The 22,415-nt window shown below is 36.7% G+C and carries 15 protein-coding genes and 3 pseudogenes; 12 read left to right on the plus strand and 6 right to left on the minus strand.

All coding sequences use genetic code 11. The features are described 5' to 3' along the window. Nucleotides 1–288: 288 nt before the first annotated feature. The 3 genes from ACFIMW_RS06345 to ACFIMW_RS06355 all read left to right on the plus strand — a co-directional run bounded on the left by ACFIMW_RS06345 (nt 289) and on the right by ACFIMW_RS06355 (nt 8,081). Nucleotides 289–2,712: an autotransporter outer membrane beta-barrel domain-containing protein gene (locus tag ACFIMW_RS06345; protein WP_375608494.1), complete on the plus strand. Its 2,424-nt coding sequence runs from the start codon at nt 289–291 to the stop codon at nt 2,710–2,712. A 145-nt stretch (nt 2,713–2,857) separates the two neighbouring features. Next, nucleotides 2,858–4,804, plus strand: a complete 1,947-nt coding sequence (locus ACFIMW_RS06350) for an autotransporter outer membrane beta-barrel domain-containing protein (protein ID WP_375608493.1) — start codon at nt 2,858–2,860, stop codon at nt 4,802–4,804. 136 nt (nt 4,805–4,940) lie between these two features. Further along, on the plus strand, nt 4,941–8,081 hold the full coding sequence (locus ACFIMW_RS06355; RefSeq protein WP_375608492.1) for an autotransporter outer membrane beta-barrel domain-containing protein: 3,141 nt from the start codon (nt 4,941–4,943) through the stop codon (nt 8,079–8,081). Between the two features lie 919 nt (nt 8,082–9,000). Here the strand turns inward: ACFIMW_RS06355 and ACFIMW_RS06360 are convergent. The 6 genes from ACFIMW_RS06360 to parA form a co-directional block, all read right to left on the minus strand. Further along, nucleotides 9,001–9,405 carry a flagellar protein FlgN gene (locus tag ACFIMW_RS06360; RefSeq protein WP_375608491.1) on the minus strand — a complete coding sequence of 135 codons (405 nt, stop codon included), beginning with the start codon at nt 9,403–9,405 and terminating at the stop codon, nt 9,001–9,003. A gap of 1,932 nt (nt 9,406–11,337) precedes the next feature. Then, nucleotides 11,338–11,457 (minus strand): hypothetical protein, encoded by a 120-nt coding sequence (locus tag ACFIMW_RS06365; RefSeq protein WP_375608490.1) that lies wholly within the window; start codon nt 11,455–11,457, stop codon nt 11,338–11,340. Between the two features lie 125 nt (nt 11,458–11,582). Further along, a complete protein-coding gene (locus ACFIMW_RS06370) occupies nt 11,583–11,852 on the minus strand; it encodes an EexN family lipoprotein (protein WP_375608489.1) in 270 nt (89 codons plus the stop codon). Nucleotides 11,853–12,251: 399 nt separating this feature from the next. Beyond that, nucleotides 12,252–12,434, minus strand: a complete 183-nt coding sequence (locus tag ACFIMW_RS06375) for a hypothetical protein (protein WP_375608488.1) — start codon at nt 12,432–12,434, stop codon at nt 12,252–12,254. A gap of 1,179 nt (nt 12,435–13,613) precedes the next feature. After that, nucleotides 13,614–13,844: a plasmid partition protein ParG gene (locus tag ACFIMW_RS06380; RefSeq protein WP_375608487.1), complete on the minus strand. Its 231-nt coding sequence runs from the start codon at nt 13,842–13,844 to the stop codon at nt 13,614–13,616. Beyond that, on the minus strand, nt 13,841–14,473 hold the full coding sequence (gene parA / locus ACFIMW_RS06385; RefSeq protein WP_375608486.1) for a ParA family partition ATPase: 633 nt from the start codon (nt 14,471–14,473) through the stop codon (nt 13,841–13,843). The genes ACFIMW_RS06380 and parA overlap by 4 nt, the downstream gene beginning before the upstream one ends. 987 nt (nt 14,474–15,460) lie before the next feature. Here parA and ACFIMW_RS06390 point away from each other — a divergent pair. From ACFIMW_RS06390 to ACFIMW_RS06430, 9 genes and pseudogenes are all read left to right on the plus strand, one after another. Further along, entirely contained in the window at nt 15,461–15,790 is a 330-nt protein-coding gene (locus ACFIMW_RS06390) for a TIGR01244 family sulfur transferase (RefSeq protein ID WP_375608485.1), read from the plus strand. A gap of 173 nt (nt 15,791–15,963) precedes the next feature. Next, nucleotides 15,964–16,147: pseudogene (locus ACFIMW_RS06395) on the plus strand (D-alanyl-D-alanine carboxypeptidase); the annotation flags it as partial. Nucleotides 16,148–16,341: 194 nt separating this feature from the next. Continuing rightward, nucleotides 16,342–17,509, plus strand: a pseudogene (locus ACFIMW_RS06400) (tyrosine-type recombinase/integrase). A 207-nt stretch (nt 17,510–17,716) separates the two neighbouring features. Next, entirely contained in the window at nt 17,717–17,917 is a 201-nt protein-coding gene (locus ACFIMW_RS06405) for a helix-turn-helix transcriptional regulator (RefSeq protein ID WP_375608484.1), read from the plus strand. A gap of 690 nt (nt 17,918–18,607) precedes the next feature. After that, nucleotides 18,608–18,913 (plus strand): hypothetical protein, encoded by a 306-nt coding sequence (locus ACFIMW_RS06410; RefSeq protein ID WP_375608483.1) that lies wholly within the window; start codon nt 18,608–18,610, stop codon nt 18,911–18,913. Nucleotides 18,914–18,983: 70 nt separating this feature from the next. Next, the gene (locus ACFIMW_RS06415) at nt 18,984–19,439 is read left to right on the plus strand and encodes a hypothetical protein (RefSeq protein ID WP_375608482.1); all 456 of its coding nucleotides are present in this window, start codon (nt 18,984–18,986) and stop codon (nt 19,437–19,439) included. Nucleotides 19,440–19,676: 237 nt separating this feature from the next. Next, the gene (locus ACFIMW_RS06420; RefSeq protein WP_375607525.1) at nt 19,677–20,075 is read left to right on the plus strand and encodes a hypothetical protein; all 399 of its coding nucleotides are present in this window, start codon (nt 19,677–19,679) and stop codon (nt 20,073–20,075) included. Nucleotide 20,076: 1 nt separating this feature from the next. Beyond that, nucleotides 20,077–20,580 (plus strand): hypothetical protein, encoded by a 504-nt coding sequence (locus tag ACFIMW_RS06425; protein ID WP_375607526.1) that lies wholly within the window; start codon nt 20,077–20,079, stop codon nt 20,578–20,580. Between the two features lie 927 nt (nt 20,581–21,507). Further along, nucleotides 21,508–22,053 (plus strand): annotated as a pseudogene (locus ACFIMW_RS06430) (DUF3987 domain-containing protein); the annotation flags it as partial. Nucleotides 22,054–22,415 lie beyond the last annotated feature (362 nt).

Consider the following 22,415-nt stretch of genomic DNA (forward strand, 5'->3'; position numbering starts at 1 on the left):
ATTCTAAAAAACTCTCATGATAATAAGCTCTATTCGCTGAAGGTGAATTCATAGCATTGTTTGAACATGGATTTACTAAATCTATGTTTTTGGGGAATGTTTTTCACTAATCTACATTAGCAGATCAAAAGTGTTCCCAAAGCAAATCTTCAAACTATAGAGAACACCACATAATATTTCGTTTTGTTCTTTACATAAAAAACATTATGATATAAAAATCGTTAAAGTACTTGCGCCATCAGGGGAATGAAGTAAGCATCAAAGCATACCAATACTAAAGGCATATCTATGTGTAAGAAATTTATTTATAAGAAAAATCTTTTGTTATGTACAATTGCTGGAACTTTCATTTTTTCTCATTTCGGTTCAACTTATGCAAATACACAACCTTCTATAATGAGCGTGGTTCGTGCGGATAAGGCAGAAGAAGAAAAGGTCTTAAAAAATGTTTTTGTCCGTAGTAACTATAATGCAGTCGTCGCTGATGACAAAGCCTTTATTATCATTAAAAACTCAACAATGCGCTCCAATAGTGTTTTGCTTTCTGCAGCCACAGGTGGACGCATTCATGCTAAAGAAATTGTGGGAAAAGCAGGAACGCATGGTTTAGAAATTGCCAATGGGACAATCCATGTTGAAGATTCAATCATAACCGTCACAGGACATCATAAAAATTATGGTATTCGTTTTGACTACATCTCAGATTCTTACGTAAAAGAGGGAGAACAGGTCGTCAATAAGGCGATTTTTACCAACACAAAACTTTTGATGTCAGATGGTATTGGTATTGCGGGACCGTATTCGTCTAAATCTGTTGCTGAGGTTTTTCTTAAAAATTCAGAAATTCGTGCTGATATGTTGTTGAAGAATAAAAGCGTACCGGAGGATACTAAGCCTAAGACTCTCGTATTAACCGCTGATGATTCAATTATGGAAGGAAAAGTAAAAACCTTTACTGAAAATACGACGATTTTTACTCTGAACAATGGCAGCAAGTGGCACTTGAAAATTAGTCCATTTGAAGTAGAAGACGAATACAGCTCATCTCATTCGTACAAACTCATTGACATTAAACAACGAGCACAATCTGTTGTTTCAATTCTAAACCTTAATGACAGCTCTATCATATTTAATACCCCGCATGATTTAGTAGAAAACCATTATCAAACCTTAAATGTGGGAAGACATCCACAAAAAGCAGAGCAAAACAGAAGCTCCGATGCAGCAACAGTTTACAATGCAACAGGCGAGGCAAGAATTTACTTTAATACCAAATGGAGTAATGGTCTTACAAAAGAACAACAAAGAACTGACCGTGTTCTCATTCGTGGTGATGTCTCAGGTACCACAAAGATCTATTTCAATAATCTTTCAAAGCATGCAGAATCATCCAATGAAGAAGCAGATGATTCAATTGCTTTAAATATGCGTGGGCTCTCACTCATTCAAGTATCTGGGCAAGCAAATGAGGATTCCTTCAAACTTGCCCATGGCTACACCACAATGGGGGGCTTACCTTATAAATATATACTCAATGGCTATGGACCAACCTCCAGCCTTGGGAAAGCCGATAGTGCACAAAGTCATTTAAGCGGAAGAGCGCAAGAATCAAAAGAAAAAGATGCACAAGATACCAATGCATCAGCCATTGGAAAGGAAAACAACGTACAAGTGCTCTTGGAAGAAGATGAAAATTTCTGGGATTTCCGCTTGCAAAATGCAACCCTCGATGATGAAGGAAAAATCAAAGCTCTTGTTCCGCAGATGGCAAGCTATTTGGTGATGAGTAACGCACTGTTCTCCACTGGATTAGCTGATGTAAGCAATCAAAATACACTGTTAGATAATATGCACTCAACAGTTTTGGGATTAGAAGGTCATAAAAAGAAAGGGATCTTCTTATCAACTTATGGCAGCAAGGTCACATTATCTTCCAGCCGTAGTTCATTGGAATATGGTTATGGTGCGGATGTTCATTATGCTGCTTTACAAGCAGGCATGACATTAGCAACGCTAGAAAATCAAAACATTACCGCGAATTTTGGTCTTTTAGGTACCTATGGAAAGCTCTCTTTTACGCCAAAGGATATGGAAGGCTGTGACAAAAGCACTCTGGAGAAGCGCTCTTTGACGGCCTATGGTGATCTCCAGCATGACAATGGTCTCTATGTTAACGCACTTTTCTCTTATGGCATTTTAAACGGGCATATTACGACAGCCCTTATCGGCAACACCACAGAGTTAAAAAATACGGATATATTGAATATATCAGCGACCATTGGACAAAAACTAGCGACCGGTGTTGAAGGATTGGCCTTTGAACCACAAGCGCAACTTATTTATCAACATATTGCCTTTGGAACACTTTCAGATGTCGATGGTTTCCAGGTTAATATAAAGCCCCCCCATCAATGGTTGGTTCGTATTGGAGGGCGTTTAGCAAAAATAATACTTCCCTCTGAAAACGATCGTGTTCTTTCTTTTTATGGTAAATTGAACGTCATTAAAGCTTTTGGTGAGAAAAACACAATTGATATTGTTGATTCTTTCCATCTCGATTCTATGGGCTCTTCTCTTGAAGGGGGACTTGGTGTTAACGCGCAACTTTCCCAAAATTTCGCACTTCATGCTGACGTTAATTACCAACATAAACTCCAAAAAGCTGGAATCTCTGGAATTAATTTTTCCGGTGGAATGCGTTATCGCTTTTAGAAATCTTAGCTTTCTCTTTTGACACATAAGCAGCGCTGAAATGTAAGCAGTGCTGCTTATCTTTGTCACATTACAAAAAATTGTAATGTGTCAAAGAGTGGTTCATTTTTATTTAAAAAAGAAAAATATCTTAAGGGACATTTCTATGCGTAGAAATTTTTTGTTATGTACAACTGCTTGTACTTTGTTTTTTTCTTCTTTTACCTTCACATCTACCAGCACCGCCTCTAGCCTAAGCCCTGAGGAACGCCATGCCCTTGAGGAAATTATCAAATTACCTCAACAATATCGCCATGCCATTGATTTAATAAACACACCAACACAAGCGGAAAAAAATCTTGAAAAGATAGCCTCTGGCGCCATGATGGAAGATAATGCGCACTTCAACCAAGCACTTGAAAATCATATGGATCGTGTAAGAGATACAATTAACAGCTCTTTTGCAGGTGCAGGTCGTTATGGTTCTGGTGCTCATATAAACGTGGTGAACCGTGAAATGGATAATATACGTGCCCAAACCATGGCAAACAAACACCATCAAGATATGCAAATCATGATGCAAGCTAATGTGCAGCTTGACCAATTACGTCAGAACAGGTTGATAAAGGCAGAAAATTTATTACGTGGTTACAACAAAGCAGTTTCCGATGCTGCAAAGGCAGCAAAAATTCTTGATGCTGATAATCAACGGCGTATTAATGCCGCGCGCCAACAATGGACAACACAAAACAATCGCGATTGGCACAAACTGCAAAATAAAGCAGAAATATTACATAAAGCAGCACAAGTAGATAGTGCGTTACAAGGACAAAACAAAGAACTTTCTGATGCTTTACGCAAAGCAGTATTAGAGACTTTGAACGCGGATGGAATAACCAACGTGGAGAGAAAAGAAAAAACATCCCCTCCTCCAAAGGACACTTCATCCACAAGAACAAAGCATGGAATTACACGGCCTACAATAAATGAGAATTCGCAGTCTCATCTTGATCCTAAAACGAACACCACTCCCTCAGTATCGAAAACGACTCTTGACACCCCCTCAGAAGCTCATGCGAAATTACTCTCAAAGGATGATAGCACCGCTACCGCTGATACACAGAACATCTCTAAACTTACAGCGGATAAAGCAATGCCTACTTCTCTTGATGAAACAGAAAAAAGAACAACTCTTACAGCACAAGTAGAAAGTTCTTTAACTATGCCTATTGCGATGTTTGCTGTTGGAGTTGCTGATGTTAACAATCAAAATATCTTGTTAGACAATATGCAAATAACAATGTTTGAACCCAAAGATCATCAAGAGAGAGGAATTTTCTTATCTACTTATGGCAATAAGAGTGCGTTTTCTTCCAAAGCTCCTACAAAACAAGATGGCGTTCAAGCGGATATCCGCTATGCTGCCTTGCAAGCAGGTGCAACATTAATAGCGCTAGAAGATCAAAACATCAGCACCAATTTTGGTTTTTTCGGAACATATGGGAAATTGTCTTTTGCTCCTAAAAACAAAGAAAGCTCTCTTAAGAAGATGCTTGATAAATGGTCCCTCACCACATATGGAAATATCCAGCATGACAGTGGCATCTATGCAAGTGCATTTCTCTCTTATGGAATGTTCAAAGACAATATTACCGCAGGTAACATCAAGCATACCCTAAAAGTAAATAATAGAAAAACATTAGGGGCTGCTGCAACTGTTGGTCAAAAACTATCAACCAGTTTTGAAGGTGTCATCCTAGAACCGCAAGTACAACTTGTTTATCAACGTCTCCTGCTTGGCTCTTTCTCAGATGAAGATAACTCTAAAATGAATATCAGAAAACCTGATCAATGGTTGCTTCGTATTGGCGGACGTTTAACGCAAAACAAAGGTCATGCCGTTTCCTTCTATAGCAGACTGAATATGACCAAAACTTTTAGTAAAAGCTTTCCGCTTGCTGCTATGGGATCTTTAATTGAAGGTGGTGTTGGTATTCACGCACACTTATCACAAAATATTCAGCTTCATAGTGATCTCAGCTATCAACATAAATTCAAAAAAGTTGGCATATCTGGAATAAGTATTTCCTGCGGAATGCGCTATCACTTTTAAAAATACTTGTATTCCTTATCTTGAAATATGAATAGATCTCATTATGTTTCGTTTTGTCTCTTACAAAAGAGACATAATGAGGTCAAAGTTTTACTTTTTATGAGAGAGGGGGGAAATATTTTAGGAATACATCCATATGAAAAAAAGCTTCTTACTATACACAGTTTCCGGAGTTCTGTTTTGTTCTTCCACCAGTTTGTCTTATGCTATTCATGCTATGACTCCAACGATAGATCTCTCTTCTCCCCCGACAACATCTGACTCTACAAGAACGATCATCCCCCCTCATCTTACCGGAGATGAACCTACAAAGTCTACTCCTACAAGAATTGTCGCTCCTCACATGCAACTTGGAGAAAAATTAAGGAGATATACGCGCTCTTCATATGGAGAAACGACACATTCTTTAACACACCCCCAACCATCTGAACACCCTACAAAGCCTACTCCCTCTACAGACTCTTCTGAAAAAATTAACACTCCCCCAACAAAAATGGAAGTAAAGTCTCGAAGACGTTCAGGAGCCCCCACCTCTTCTACAGACTCGTCCAGCGAAAAGACGCCTCCAAATTCTGCTGTCTCTTCACAATCAGAAGCGACACAATCTGCACCCAATTTACAACCAACACCTGCAAACTCTGACCCCACAAATTCGGGACTTACAAAACCAACAAAAGAGCAATCACCAGAGCCTCAAGGATCAGAACCCAGACAGCGAATACTTTTAAGACCAGAAGCGGATACACAAAAAGTATCTAAAAACTCTGAACCTCAAAAATCAGAATCTACAAGACCAACAGCAGAACAATCACCGACGCCTAATACATCAAAGTTCTCAGCAATATCTGTCAGACCAGATGCTGGAAAATCGACATCACAGGGTGCATCAGAATCTGTAAAACAAGTGCCCACACAATCTGCATCTGCACAAAAAATATCTGAAAAATCAGAGCTTACACAACCAATATCCCCCATAAAACAGCCTGAAAATCCGGCAAAAATTGAGGATATAAGCGCTGGAGTTGAAGCTAAAAACGGTAAGAACATAACTCTGCATAACAAAAAAATTCAAGACAGGGTGATTGCTATCCATGCAGAGGGGAGTAATTCCAAAGTCAACCTCATAGGAGGAATAATTGATGCGGGTTTTGTTGCACTAAGTGTATCAGATGGTGGAGAAATTGATGCCACTGGTATTACTGCAACAGCAGAAACAACTGGTTTGACCAACATAGAGGGGATAATCAATCTTAAAGATTCAAGCCTCCATGTCACAGGAAATTATGAAGCGAATGGTATTGTTTTCCGCAATAATCCATATCGTGCCTCTAGGAAACGGTATACACGCAATGCTGAAAAAAATGTCAACACCGTTCAAGAACAAGATATTGCGAGTAAAATAAATCTAGAGAATACGAAGCTTCTCGTTGACCATGGAGTTGGTATCAACCTTTATGGAGCAAACACAAACGGTGAAGTTAGCCTTAAAAATTCAAAAATTCATGCCGATGTTTTATTAAAAAATATACAAAACGAAAGCGGATCCACAAACACCCTTACACTGGTTGCGGATCACTCTTCTTTAGAAGGTCGGGTAAGAACTTCTCAAAATAATAGAACAATTTTTGATCTAAAAGAAGAGACAAAATGGTTCTTAAAGCCAAATAAAAACGCCGTAAATAATGATAATGTTTCAGATGATGATACTGCTTTAGATGACTATAGACAGTTTGGTCTTGATGAAAAATCATATTCTAACCTTTCTGTATTGCGCCTTACAAACAGCGCCATTATGTTTGAGAAGCCCATGGAGAGACATTACCAAACTTTATTTATAGGGTCTAATCTTTCGCAAGAAGATGAAACAGCTCACACAGCAGCAGTTTATAGTGCAACAGGTATTGCAGAGATTTATGTCAACACGCAATGGAACAAACATTCTCCTATCACTGAGCAACAAACTGATCGCCTTGTGATTAATGGTGATGTCTCAGGGAATACTGTTGTTCACATTAATCTGCAAGAAACAGATAAAAAAATAACCGATAGCGCTGCTGTTTGGGGAGAACACATGGCGTCACTCCCTTTAGGAACCCATGGAATTTCAATCATTCAAGTTTCCGGACAAGCAAATGAAAATTCCTTCACATTAGCAGGAAACTATATGACAATAGGTGGACAACCTTATAAATATGTACTCAAAGGCTATAAACCTGGAACATCTCATGAGAGCCAAAGTCTTTTGGGCAACAATAGTAATTTCTGGGATTTCCGCTTACAGAATGCCTATATTGATAACGATAAAAAAGTTCGAGCGCTTTTACCACAGGTGGCAAACTATTTAACCCTGCCTAATACTTTATTTTCTGCTGGATTTGCTGATGTAAACAATCAAAACACATTGTTAGATGCTATGCGGACAACAGTATTTGGAGCAGAAGATAATAAAAAGAATAATCTCTTTTTCTCCTCTTACGGCGAAAAAGTCTCTTTATCTTCCAACCGCAATCCACTGCGCTATGGTTATGATGCTGATGTAAACTATGGAGCTTTACAATTGGGGATCATATTAGCCGCCTTAGAAAGTAAAGACATAAGCACACATTTTGGTCTTTTAGGAACGTACGGAAAGCTTTCCTTTACGCCAAAAGAAATGCAAGATTCTGAAAAGACAACGCTTGATAAATGGTCACTTACCGCTTATAGCGGCATCCAGCATAGCAATGGTATATATGTCAACGCTCTTCTTTCTTACGGAACCTTAAAAGGAAATATTACCACAGCTCTTGTTGGGAATGCCGCAAAATTGGATGGTACCGAGATGCTTAATATATCTGCAACCATTGGTCAGAAATTAGCAACCGATACAAAAGGACTGGTCTTTGAACCACAAGCTCAATTCATTTATCAAAATCTCATGTTTGATATTTTCTCAGATACCAATGGCTTAAAAGTAGACATGGGCAATCCACATCAATGGTTGATCCGTTTTGGTGGACGTTTAACAAAAACGATAATGACTGTTGAAGAAAACAAAGCTGTTTCCTTCTATGGTAAAATGAATGTTATCAGAACTTTTGGCGATGGTAAAACAATAAAAATTGCTGATACTTTTCATGTTGATCCTACCGGCTCTTCAGTTGAGGGAGGCATGGGGGTGAATGCATATCTTTCTCAAAATATTGTACTAAACGCCGATATCAGCTATCGGCAGAAACTGCAAAAAGCCGGTGTATCTGGCACCAATTTGTCTGGCGGAATACGTTATCGTTTCTAAAAGCAGAAAGCAAACTTAAATAAAAAAGCAGCATAAAGTGCTGCTTTTTTATTGAAACTCATATTTTTTAAATTCTCAAAAATCATTATCACATCAAAAAAGATATTAACTTATAATGCTTTTTTTCATATTGAATAAAAAACCGAATACCATAGTACTTTCTCACTTCTAACCTGTTCCATGTTTTAACAACAAAAACCATTCGCTTGCACATCACAAGCAGGAGCGTTGGTGTATAGATAAAAACTATTTAAGAAAGGACTAAAAATGCCTCTTATGAACCGTCTCAAGTGCCAAGGACTGTCGCAATATTGGAAGCTGAAAATAGTGTGATGGTTCCGGGTTACAACCACTGATATAAATGTGTCTCCTAAATACACTTAATTTGTGATTTATGTAATAGATAATCAATTGATTTATAATGAATAAATAATATTTTTTTAACTTTTACGCAGATTCCAGAAACTCACTACTTCATATCACCACACCTTAAAGGGCAGTACTCCATGAGGCTTATAGGTAATATTCATGAGCATACTCTAAAAAGACTTAATGTGTAAAACCTGACATTACCACATGTCAAAGGAAGCTGTTTCATAAGACATCATGGGATGTCCTAAATATTCTCTTGACCTCCTCCCAAAACTAAAAAATGAAGTTCCCTATCCTCTCAATCTGTAAACAATCCGCCTTCTCTTAAACGGCTTTCACTTGGCTTCCCACAGCGTGCAGTTGATATCATCACACCTCAAAGGAGGCTATTTTAAAGACATTATTTTCGGCACAACAAAACGATAATAATTTAAATACCTCAACGCGTTTAAAACATGGACACTCAACAAACACATTCTTTATTCAAACCAGCGCTCTATCTCATCATTGTCATCACTTAGAACAACCGATATTGATCAATTTTGGATTATTCCTCTGTTTCTTTTACACGGCCAGATATTTGCATGGCTCGCGAAAGATCATTGACTGCATCTAAATGCGTTTGAAGCAATTTACTATTACGCTGTAATTTTTCTTGTAAATCAGACAACAAACTTTCGACCTCATTCTCAATATCTTGATTCATGTAGCGCTTCACATCACTCATGGATTTATTAAGATCACGCAAACCACGTATTTTACATAAATTGATTTCTTCGTAATCTGGAACACCACTGCTCTCTAGCATATTGCTTTCATAATCAACCACTTGTGCTAATCCTTTAACAGCAGCAACAAATTTTGTCATCGCCCAATCACGATCAATAAGATTATTATCAAGAACTTTTGCTTTTGCTGCAAAACTATCATCACCATATTGCACTACAGACATTTTTATTTCCCCTTCAACTATATTGTTCAATCTTACTTTTAAATGAGGGAGATTAAACAGTTTCTCTTTTAATGCAGATACACGCATTTGAACTCGTGGTGCGAACATTCCTCAGACAACAGCACAACAATCCTCAAAAGCGTATACCACTTCAATTTTCAACGCATTTTCTGAAATATTTCTTCTTTGCTCCAAAACCATTATTGCTGCTATACTTATTCACTAAAATGCTCTAAACTTAAACTTCCACGCAACAATACCGAAACTTCTACATTTGCTCTATCTATTTCGCTTTGCCTATTTTACCACCACCAAGCCTTCAACAGAAAACAATAATAATCTGCCTCTCTCCTTGGCCATAAAAACTATCTGCCAACAAAACCTTGCCGCATATAAAAACTTAAGCCCATTAAAAATTTCAGCATTTTACCGATAGCAGCTTTTTACCCTCCATAACCTTATAGCTTCCTCTGCACCTAAACCAGCATACCCTCTGGCACCCCATAAGATGGCACCCTACAAGATTAGTGCACCTATTCAAAAAGATACATCTCCCCACCCTGCTCTTTCTGCATACATGCAATCTCTTGCACAAAACACAAAAAGAATGCTCTTTTAAACAGATCCGCCATATAGTAACATTAAAAAAGACATCCTAAATAGCTAAACAGCTATCAATCTCCCTTTTTCAATTATCATTCGCTTTTCTTTGCAACTAATTACTATATAAGATTTTTTGAACCTTTTCAAGAGTTTCTTAAGCATTCAGTCCGATACGCCTTCAATCCCATAACGCTTAACTCCCCCCATATTGATATTTTCAGAATTTCACATCATCTTCCTATAGATGACTTCACCCCATAACGTACAGTTCGCTCTTAATATTGCTGCTTTACATACGCTGCGGATATAAAAACATTAAAATAATCGTCTTATAATCAAAGTACAATTTCTGCTACAAACTTTCTCTTATTTTCAACCTTCTCAATAAGGCTTTTTCTTTCATATAAATCAATATATTGATTTATATGGATAATTCATTATCTTGTATGCTCAATAAAAATCTTAAAGATCATAGAATTATCGCATTTCAAATCTATTCCATGTTGAGTAAATTAAAATCTCTTGCTTGTACATCACAAATAGAACCTGACGTATCGATAAAATACACAGCAACAAATGTCTCTTATGCCCCCTCTCAAAAGCTAAGAGCTCTCGTAAATATTGGGAAAAATATATAATGATGCAGGCTTGCTCCTTTATTAAGTGTAAAGATGGTAGCACTCTAGAAATTTTATATTATTTATGGAAGCTTCACTATTATACTATTCACGAGCACCATTGTAAAATGGACTTACCGTGAGAGATCTTTCTTTAAAACACGCCCATAAATATGCAACGCAAATATATTCCTACATTCCATTATGATCTTTTTTCGAATACCCTTACCCTCTTCCCTGTTCTCTTGAAAAGCATAATGAGAACACACTAAACTCCAAACTTTGTTGGCGTTTCATGAAAGCATACGTAGCATACACCTGTACGCATACTTTAAATATAAGCCTCTTTTCACTCGTAAACATTGTGAAGCTTTTGTATTAATATTAGCACAACACTGTTTAAAGAAGTGGTATGATAAAAAACTGCTCTTATTGCACCCTAAGTTTCTGTATCGAAGGGGTAGTGGTTGTTTCTACAAGCCAATTTGCTAAACGAGAATGAAAACTATAGAAACATATCCCAAGTCCAGCTTGTTGCATAGATCGTAATATGCTGTCCCATAGAGAAAACCTCCTTAAAGGAAAGGAGGTTTTCCATTTACTGAAATAAACATTCTTTGATATTTAAGACAAAATTCTCTCTCTTGAAAGGAGCAAGAACAATATTATCACAATTACTTCTGGTTATACCTTCACACCTATCCCTTTTTCCTCAGACTTTCAAAGTCTGAGCACAATTTTTAACCTCCAAAAGAAGTTTTTTACCCGCTCTGTCTAGATTCTCACAATTTTGCGATTTCTGCATAGATAACTGACCTAAGAAACACTTCATTTCCCATTTATAGCGTAATTTTTTATCTTTCTTAAACTCTTCTACACTATAGATTTTTCTTTATAACCAGAAACTCCAAGCCCCATGCAAAGCAGCAATACTGTTATAATGACTTTATTCATGATTTAATTTTCTTCCTTTTTCTCTTCAGTTTTTTGCTCATCATCATGTACAAAGCTTGCCCCAGGCCAATCTCGTGCATGAATCTCACGATACGCTTTGTCTGCGTTTTTACAATTTTGAGAATCTAAACTTCCTGACATCATACATTTCATTGCCCATTCTTCGAGTAATTTTGGATCTTTTTTAAAGTCTGCTATACTGTAAGTTTTTTCACAACCAGCAGTGACAATCCCCACGCAAAGCAATAGTGCTGTTATAATGATCTTGTTCATAAATAAATTCCCCTTTTTTCTTTCAGTTTTGTAAGGTTTGAGCACAATTGCCCCATTAAAGTTACATATTTTGCCAATTGTGTATTTTATTACTCCCTCTCTTCATGCCTCAAATGACCAAGTCTCTTATATCCGATCTGTAAACAATCCGAATTCTTTGAGAACAGATTCTTTTTAGCTTCTCATTTCATTGTGATTGATTTACATAAAACTCGACAAGCCTAAAAATATTGACCCTAAAAAAGCATCTCACATGTCAAGGAAGCTTATATCACCGCCATAAATTGTTTTTGACATAACAGAATAATTTTTTAAAGTTTCCTACACTGTAAATTTTCTGCAACCAACAGTGACAATTTCAGCGCAAAGAAAATGTTGTCATCAATATTTTTTATGATTTTAATTGTTGTCTTGTTGTTTTTCAGTTTTATCGTTCTTTGTGCTATTTTCACGAAGTTTTTTTGCAAGATTTCTATAATGCTCTTGAAAAAGTTCCGTATCAGCTTGTATAATATTTTGACAATTTTTAGTTTCTAAAGCGGATGGTCCCATTTTCTCGCATTTCTTTCCCCATTTTTCCATTAATGTTTTATCTTTCTTAAAGTCTGCTACACTGTAGTTTTTTCACAACCAGTAGTGACAAGCCCCAGGCAAAGCAATAGTGCTGTTATAATGATCTTTTTCATGATTTTACTCCTCTCTTGTTTTATACTTTATTAACGATATCATTGGGGCCACACACCTCTCTATATCGTAATTTTGCGTATAATTTTTCTTTGACAAATACGCACATTTTTAACGCAAATATATTGAATCATAAGAGCCGCTTGCATTTATTAGACTTGCACTTGTAACATTATCAGCACGGCGGTTCTTTGTATTTGAAGTGTTAACACTTCAGCAGAATTCTTGATTTTTTGAAACTCTCAAAAAGCTTTTTTAATCACTTCTTTTTCTCCAAAAACCACTTCATAATGAGAAGTAGCACGAATATCCTATTTAAAATTCGTAATGCCTATATTCATTGCAAATTTCCTGCAATTGAAACAATATATTTTTTAATGAACGGATGGCGCTCTTATTATTTCTCAAACCACCGAGAACACAAACTCCCCTGCGCTTTTTAAATGCCAATAGAAATGTAAAAAAGTAATCTTATATATTCTTATAGAAGAAAAAAATGCTTATATTCTTGCCTACTATTACAGTGGTATTAACTATTTCAGATTATAAATGTAAGAAATACTTTCTATAATATATTCAATGGCTTCTTTTGTTCATTAGGAATAACGTATAGCGCACCAATATCAGTAACTTTTATTTATTTCCCCCCTTATAAATATAAGTATAATTTAATAAAGTGAAGCATTCACGTAGCAGAAAAAAAATAATCAACGCTACTCTTAATTCCATTATTATTGCCTATATTAAGTAAAATAAACAAAAAATAACTTCACATTTAAAATCATTATCAAGACAATTGCTACGAAAAAATAAACTTATCTATCCAGCTGCAATACAGATAACAAAAGCTATTATGATGATCTCATCTTATAAGAAAAAATTTAAAACGGAAAATTTTCATAAGCTCATAGCTATTGAACTGGATGATATAAAACCTGATGAAAAACACCTTAAATGAAGCACCCCTCATGAAAAAAGAGGGGTTTTTATTATTCTTAACTTCGTGTAAAAATAAAAGAGATTATCTTTAGAAAAAAGTCTTCAAACCGACCCAAACTTATTATCATATATCATTTTTTACACTTTTCCGTATTTTCGCGAAAGCAATTCGCGTACCTCATCGGCTATTTTGGTTCCACGACTTGCACAACTTACTTTAATTAACCGATGCAAATTTTCTGGTATATCAATCGTGAGGCGCTTCATACCTCCACTCATGTTCTTTTTGTGGTTTTCCACCCATGCATCAGCCGTTAAAGGAATTGATTTATTGGTTGGCTTCGTGCCAATTTTAATTTTTTTATTCATTGTGCTAACTCCTTGATTTCCGCTGCAATAGCTTCAATCTCTGCAGCTGCAGGGCCTTGCTTATCAACCTCATAAACAGCCTTCCCCTGTGCTGCAGCTTCTGCAAAAATCACGCGCTGCGCAACGCTAGAAGAAAGAACATGCACAGGTTGGTATATGCCAAGAGCTTCGTTCACATCACGCCCTATCGCTGTATTGACTATTTTACGATTAATAACAAAAGCAGATTTAAGATTCTCTTTATAAACGCGTGCTTCATCAATCAGCTTTACAATTCCATCAGCTGCCCAAATATCATAGGGACTAGGCAAAACAGGTATAAGCACCAAATCCGAAGCCATAAGAGCACTACGAACAAGGTCAGTCACACGTGGAGGACCATCGATAATAATATGATCATAACTATGACCAATCTGTGTAATCTCTTTGTGAACCGTTGCTCGCGGTAAACCAATAACTGAAAACAAAGGAGCATCTTCACGCGCAGCAGCCCAATCCAATGCACTTCCTTGCGGATCAACATCAATAAGCAAAACCCGTGCACCAGTACGTGCAAAACTGGCCGCAAGATTCACGCTCAACGTCGTTTTTCCGACACCTCCCTTTTGATTCAAAAGTCCAATGATCATTCATTATGCCTTTTAGCATTACCGTTTTTACGATTGTACAGAAAATAACAAAAGAAGCAAGCTTTCAGCTCCTACAAAACAACTACTTCTCTCATTTTTAGGATAAAAATAACAACCCTCAATTTTATCTTTATAATATTCTTTTAACTTTTAGCATTGAGCAAAAACATTATGAAGATAATATTCTTGAGGATAAGAAAAAATTTAAACAATAGACACGCTCTTCTTTTCTACCCTAAAATAAAGATTTTTTAATCCATGTCGATCTGTAAACAATGCTCTGTCAATAATTCAGCTTCTTATTTTGCGCCTGCCATTTGAGCTTCTTCCTTCATGTGATCCACTTAATACAACTCTATAAACAAGCTCCACTCTGAATATACAACAAACTATAAGGAGAATTCATTGTTTTACACATTGAGTGAGAGAGCCAAAATCAGGAAGATTCCCTCATTTCATACCTCTTATATGAATCACTTGCTTGCACATCACAAGCAGAACTAGCATATGAGCAAAAAACACTGAAAAGAAAGGACTAAAAATGCTTCTTATGCAGAATCTCCAATACCAAGAACTATTATAATATTAGGGGCTAGCAAAGTGTATGATAGTGTCGGCTTGTACCTTTTCTTGAACTAAAGAAGGAGTACACAATGAATTTTATACTCTTTGACTCTTGACAGAGTAAAATGGTCTTAAGAAAAATAAGGATACCTCTAGCAAACGTGTAAACAAGCAATACAATGAAATGTCTATGCTTAGTAAACACAATAGATTATCCATAAAAACCACACAGCAGTCTTTCATAAGGTCGCATAACGAACATGTTGCGGAATGAGATATTTTGCACCTTACAGCTCATTTTTCCCAAAGAGATCTCCTCGACAAAAAGAATATTTTTGTTAAGATGCCATTGAAAAACTTACCTTCATCATGTTTTTTATATACCAGAGAGTATCGTGAAGATCGTGCAATTGAGAATAAAAAATGAATTTACAACAAATTGAACCGGATATTTTCATCAGTGCCCAAATTAGTATAGAAAATATCAAAACATTGGCACAAGCTGGTTTTAAAACAATTGTCTGTAACCGCCCTGATCACGAGGAGCCTCATCAACCTGATTTTTTGAGCATTAAAACAGTCGCAAATGAATATGGCATAAAAGCCTATCACATTCCCATTTCTCTTCCAACTATAGAAAAGTCAGCTATTGAAACCATGCAAACAATTTTAAAAACAGCCTCTCTCCCTCTTCTTGCCTATTGTCATCACGGAGCACGCTCGCTGCATCTTTATCGTTTAGCGCGTCTTTAGACAGAGATTTTGCACACTTCCTCCTCGTTCTAAAAGATGAAGATTCTTAAATTCACACCGATTTTTAAAAAAATAATCTGTAAATAATCTTTGTCTAGTGCCTTTCCCTTAGCTTGCCACTTAACGTGATTCACTTCATAAAATTCTACAAACAAGCTTTGCTCTTCAATATACAACAAACATGCACACTCGAAGCCATAAAAATGCATGCAAATTCATATGATGATCAAGGAAATATTAATTTTTACTTCACCTGTCATCATGGCTTTACCTTCTTTTTCTCTTCCTTTACCAATATACCTCATTCGTACGCCACAGACACCTAAAACTACAGTACAAACTACTAAGAAAAATTGACATTGCGTATCAAAGGCGTGCAAGGCATTGATTTATAATGATAATTCACTGTTTTGTATATTGAATGAGAGTCTCGAATAACCTAAGATTCTCTCATTTCAAACCTGCTTATCTTTAATCAATCAAAACCACTCATTTGCACATCACAAGCGGGATGAATGTGTGGATCAAATTTGTATAAGAAAGGATTTAAAATGACACTTATGAACCGTCTTAATGCAAGGGCTGTCGCAACATTGGGGGCTGGCAAATATAACGATGGTGCCGGCTTGCTACTTCATAAGCGTAAAGATGGAGGTGCTCAATGGATTTTACGGTATACCCTTCACGGGCATCGTCGTGAAATGGGAGTTAGGTGCCTTGAGAGATGTTTCTTTAAAACAAGCCCGTGAATTGGCAACTGGGTGGCGTTCTATTTTACGTGAAGGGCGTGACCCTATTCAAGAACGTGAAAAACAAAAACGTGAAGCAATGCGTAATCTCCATTACTTAAAAGATATTGCCGTAGATGCTTTTGAAAGTCGTAAAGCTGAATTAAAAGGGGATGGTAAGAATGGACATTGGTTTTTACCTTTAAAACTCCATATTTTACCAAAATTAGGCTGTCTGCCGGTTTCTGAGATTACACAAACAGAGATACGCAACACGCTTGCCCCTATTTGGCATACAAAAGCTGGAACAGCAGAGAAAGCACTCATTCGCCTTAATATATGTCTCAAACATGCGGCTGCCTTAGGATTGGATGTTGATTTACAAGCAGCAGAAAAAGCACGCGCTCTTTTAGGCAAACAACGTTATAAAAAACAAAATATACCTGCCATGGATTGGAGAGATGTGCCGGCTTTTTATAAAACACTTTGTCAAAAAACAACCCTAACACAACTGGCTTTGCGGTTGCTTATTCTGACAGGCGTTCGCACACATCCTTTACGTTATATTCATAAAGATCAAGTTGATGGCGATATCTGGACCATACCTGCTGAAGGTATGAAAGGTAGACGTGATGCTACAACAGAATTTCGTGTGCCTCTATCATCTGAAGCATTAGACATTTTAAAACAAGCACGATTGCTTTCTCGTAATGATTTTTTCTTTTCTGCAACCGGTCGGGGGGCTCTTGCGCAGAAGTGTATGGCTCAATATATGAGAGATAATAAACTTGATGCCTGCCCGCATGGTTTTCGCTCTAGTTTACGCGATTGGCTTGCTGAAAAAACCGATGCCCCCTATGAGGTTGCTGAAACCATTTTAGGGCATGTGGTCGGTGGTAAAGTAGAGCGTGCCTATCGTCGTACTGACTATCTAGAACAGCGCCGTGTCTATATGGATAAATGGGCGGCTTATGTCACTGGTCAATCTTAAGATATGGGGTAATTTACCCCATGATCTGTGGATAACTTTCTCTCTCTTCTCTCTCATTCTTTCTCAATAAGACTCATAAATTATTACATCACAAATTATATGATAAAATATTGTTTTTTATAGACTAAATACCTTTCCAATGATTCAAAAATATGGTTAATAAATGCTTATGATTTGTTTCCATTTTTATAGTGAAAGGATTTTAGAATGACAGAAAATGATATTCTTTTAACAGACCGTGAAAGTGCAAAATGGCTTCATATGAGTGTCTCAACTTTCCGCCGTCATGTTACCAATGGCTCTCTCCCAAAACCTTTAAAATTTGGTTTTTTATCCCGTTGGTTACAATCGGATCTTTTGAATGTCATCGAGCAAGCAAAACAGCAACGTCAAAGTGACGCGGCATAAAAAAAACCTTGTCACATAAGGACGGACAAGGCTTTTCATTTTCACACCTTATATGAATAGCACAATCCGTCCTATGACGCAATGTTATAGGATTAAAATGATGTGTTCTTTTAAGAATGCGTAGGGCATTACACGTGCTGTGCCGGGGGGTATGGGCGTTTAAAATGGCCCGTTGTCTTGCTCATGATGATAGGTTGTTATCCCTTAATAAATTGGCGTACTTTATAAATTATGCTCACTAACATCTTTAAGAATTTCTAAAACATCAAGAGAAAATCGGTTATACAAAAAACTCAGGTGTCAATAACAATCCCCTGCTCTGTTCTTTCGATTAAAGCACTAAGCTTTCCTTCTATTTATAGTTTATATTCAATATGGAATGAAGAAAAAGCATTTTTGTTAGCATATTCTAACAAACCAAGTTTTTGATTTTCTGTATCTTGTCATCAGGAGAAACTCGTAAATATGCGTAAAATTGTGTCACGTTCAATAAAGACCATCAATTAAGTGTATAAGTATCAGAAAAAACGATAAGCTTCTTTGATACAAAAAATCAAAATGATCAAAGATAAAAACAGATATCTTATTTTCATTTCCAAACAACAAATTGAAAAATTCATAGGAAATTTGATTGATCAGATTTAACCATTAGATTAATATTTCAAGACAGATTACAGAAAGGGATTTCCTATGCAAAAGAAATTACCCAAAAGTTATATGACGGATGCTGAACGTGAGGAGTTACGAACAGGCGGGTTAGATCAAAACTGCATTTATACTGCTGAATCAGAAGCAGCAGACCGTGCTAACGATAGCAAAGCGGCGTGGGAATGGTTAGCAATGACTGAACCTCCAGCACATACACTTCTGTTTCTTAAAAAGCGGCATGGAGCACAATATATTCGTGATATGGAATTTTCTACTAAAGATGCTGATAAAGAATATGGTCCCGATTGGTTAGATAAAGATGTTATCATAGGAGGTCATCATTTCTAAAGAATTTGAGGAGTTAGAACGTATTTTTGTTCGCGAAAATAACTATGTAAAAAGTCTTGATGAAGCATTGATGACCAAGAAACTACATGATGTGCGCAATGATTTGTGTAGTTATCTTCGTAACATTGAGAAAAGCGGTGGTTTGTCATTACTTATTGATACGGAGCGTAGTCTTGTAGAAAACGATCTGCTAAGATATGCCAATAGTAAGGCTATGATTAGTAGTCTTAAAAAAGCTTTAATGGAAATAGATATTATTAAGAAGCACATAATCCTTGTTAGTAATCCTGCGCAATATAAGACAGTAAATGAAGTTCATAGTTTACCCAAAAATCGTAAAGGCGGATTGCCTTACGATGAAGCACGTCAAGCAATAGCATCCCATTATGCAAGGTTAGAAAACTTAGATAAATCTCGTTTAACGTCAATTGAAAAATCAATTATTGATGTGCGTAAAGAAAATATGACGATTATGCGCAAGCTCTACGAAAAGATGAAAGCCAAAGCTATTGGTATAGATTTCTAACTCAATAAAATACTTATAACAAAGCTTTTTACATTAGTTTATTCACACATCTTTAAAAGTAATGGTTAAATGAAAATCTCTCGTTTATATAGCTTTTTTGAAGGGAAAAACTGTCAAATGAGATATCCGTGCTGGTTTCTTTTTCCATTCAATCAAAAAAACTTCATTTCTCATTTTCTTAGTTCTGTTTATATTCTTCATAGGAATATTAAAAGTATCCGACAGGGAGAACCCGTGATGATTACTAACATTCTGACATTTATTGTCCTGTTTGTTAATTATTTCGCTGGATGGTCTACACTTTTACTGAACTACCCCACAGTTTTTTGCTATCTGTCACTTGCTCTGGTTTCATTGATTAGCTTGCTGGTAAAGAAACCCTTTACCATTTTTTATGCCAGTGCTGGTGTTTCTGAAGAAAAACGCAAACATATCCTATTTTATCTCATCAATAAATATATTACACGTATTTGGGTAATCATCTTTTTTGCCAATGGTCTTCTAGTGGCTTTTTTTACATGGACCTCCCAGATTTGGTTAATCACTATGGGTTTAATTTGTGCTGGTATTCTTTTTTCTAAATATCTTCCTAACATCATGCAATATTTTTATCGCATCAAACATCATGGAGCATAATATGTCATTGTTTAACATTCTGACCGGAACCCCTTTATGGGCTTGGATTTTGCTTATTTTTCTCATTGCGAGGGGAATAATCGCATTGAAAGATAGGGAAACGAAGGTTTACCGCCTTTTTCTCTTGCCGTTAGTCTTTCTTTTTTTGGGCGCAAGCGATGTGATTAACCAGCTGGCCTTCCCGCGCTGGGGAGCAGTCTCAATGTTGGCAGGGCTGATGATCGGCTTTGGCGTTGGATGGTTGCTCTGGCGTGCTACTGCGCGTTTAAAAATCAAAGAGGGAACGGATTTCATTATTCTGCCTGGTACGCCGTTGACGCTGACATTTATTCTTATCGCTTTTGTCATCAAATTCACATTGATTGTTTTTCTCAAGGTTGTACCTGATTTGAAATATGCATTTGATTTTAACCTTCTTTTTGGTCTTTTAAGTGGGTTTACTGGTGGTGTGTTGTGGGGCGGCACATTAAATTTATATATAGCATTTCGAAAGAATCCAAATTAATCCCTATACCATTAGCTGTGGGTGCTTCCCATTAGAACTATCTCAATAGAAGCTTATTCCTAACAACAACGCTGCATACAAATGCAGCGTTGCCTCGTAGTTTCAGATTTTTTTATCCCAGTGCGTGAATAGGTGAGGGAAGTGATATATCTGACTATGCTCTCTTGGGGGAAGAGCGAGCCTAAAGGTTTAGAATGCTATGAGTTTTGAGTTAGCTGGACTTTGAGCAGATGGTTTATCGCTCATGGAAAATCATTTTGTTTTACGATTCAAAAAGAGGATAGTGATGGTCTCATTGGCGTAGGTGGGCAAGAAAACTGTTAGCTTGGCAATGCATCAACAATTTGTAGAACTATGTTGTGTAACCCCTACGCAAAACGGTTGCTATGATGGTATGATGCTTTTGTCAAGCATTATGATATGGGGAGGAACCGGTGTTTAAGGGTGCAACTGCGGTCACTATACGATCCAGTAGCATTACGTTTTTACGTTTGAGTATTTAGGAGCGGTAGACTCTATACAGGCTATGCGTGCAATATGTGAAGCACGCTTGTGGGAATCAGTGTGCCATTATTGCGTTGTGCATGCAACCCTCTAGCTAGTACTTCATTGGTAAGGTTGTTTTTTGAAGCTGATTAATTATCTGTGTGTTTTTTAAGAGAACGTTAGCACTGATGTATCGCGTGCCGTACCAAGAAATCTTCCAAAAAAAAATTATTAAAAATACTAAAAATATATGTGCAAGATGAACAAATGCTTGCTGAGGATATTGTATCAACGACTGTAGCTGCTTAAGGGCACATAATCTTGGGGGGCATAATGTTGTACAAAAAATCATGAAGTCTAAAAAACTCGTAAAGGTGCATTGCACTTCTCCTTTGAGAATTTGGCATCTCCTCTTAGCTTAATACGTTCTCATTATGATATAAACCCCTTGATTCTTCTGAACACCCGCTTGTCATGCGTTTTTCTGCTGATGCTCAAGAGATCTTTCGTAAGTGGATGCAAAAGATTTTTAAAAAAGCTAAAGAGAATAACCTTTCTGAAAGCTTACAATCGCATCTTTTAAAAATGCCAAAGACCATAGCAAGCCTTGCGTTGATTTTTGAACTTCTTGACGGTGGTCGTTTAGAAATTGGACTCTATGCCATCACAACAGCGTTGCGTTGAACAAGTTATCTGTTAAGCCATGCCAAACGTCTTTATACAGCGCATGATACATTGACAGCAGAAAGTGCAAAATTAATTGTCGAGCGTTGTGATCATTTGCCCGATGTCTTTACTTTACGCGATATTCATCAAAGAAATTGGACCTCTTTAAAAGACAATCAAGCCGTTAAACAAGCTATAGAGCTTTTATGCCGTTGTAACTATATTCGTGAAATCTCTGGAGATAATACCCCTAAAAGCGGTCGACCTACGATACGTTATGAATGGAATCCTTTGGTAAATGAGCATAAGCCTCCCCAATAAGGCATTGGGAAGTCTTATGAAGTATTAACCCCTATCCCCTTTATTCATAGAGTAAACCTTCAAAGAACGCCTTATCTATGAGTTTTGAGTATTTTGAGGGTTCCTTCTCCCCCCCGTTATATATTTTTTTACAATAGAAAAATAAAAGCCATTATATTTCAATATATTAGCATTTTAGAGATACAGTCTATATTAAAACACAACCTATAAATACAACCCATGATATATTTTTGAAAGTATTTTGAGGGTGTGAGAAACCTTCAAAACCTATAAGCAAAATTCGTAATAAAACCTATCAAATTACTCATTCTGATATTTTAAAGTACATAGTACATTTATTTTGATTAATCCGTGAAATGAAT

The sequence above is a fragment of the Bartonella sp. AC329YNZD genome (assembly GCF_042196685.1).
GTDB lineage: Bacteria > Pseudomonadota > Alphaproteobacteria > Rhizobiales > Rhizobiaceae > Bartonella.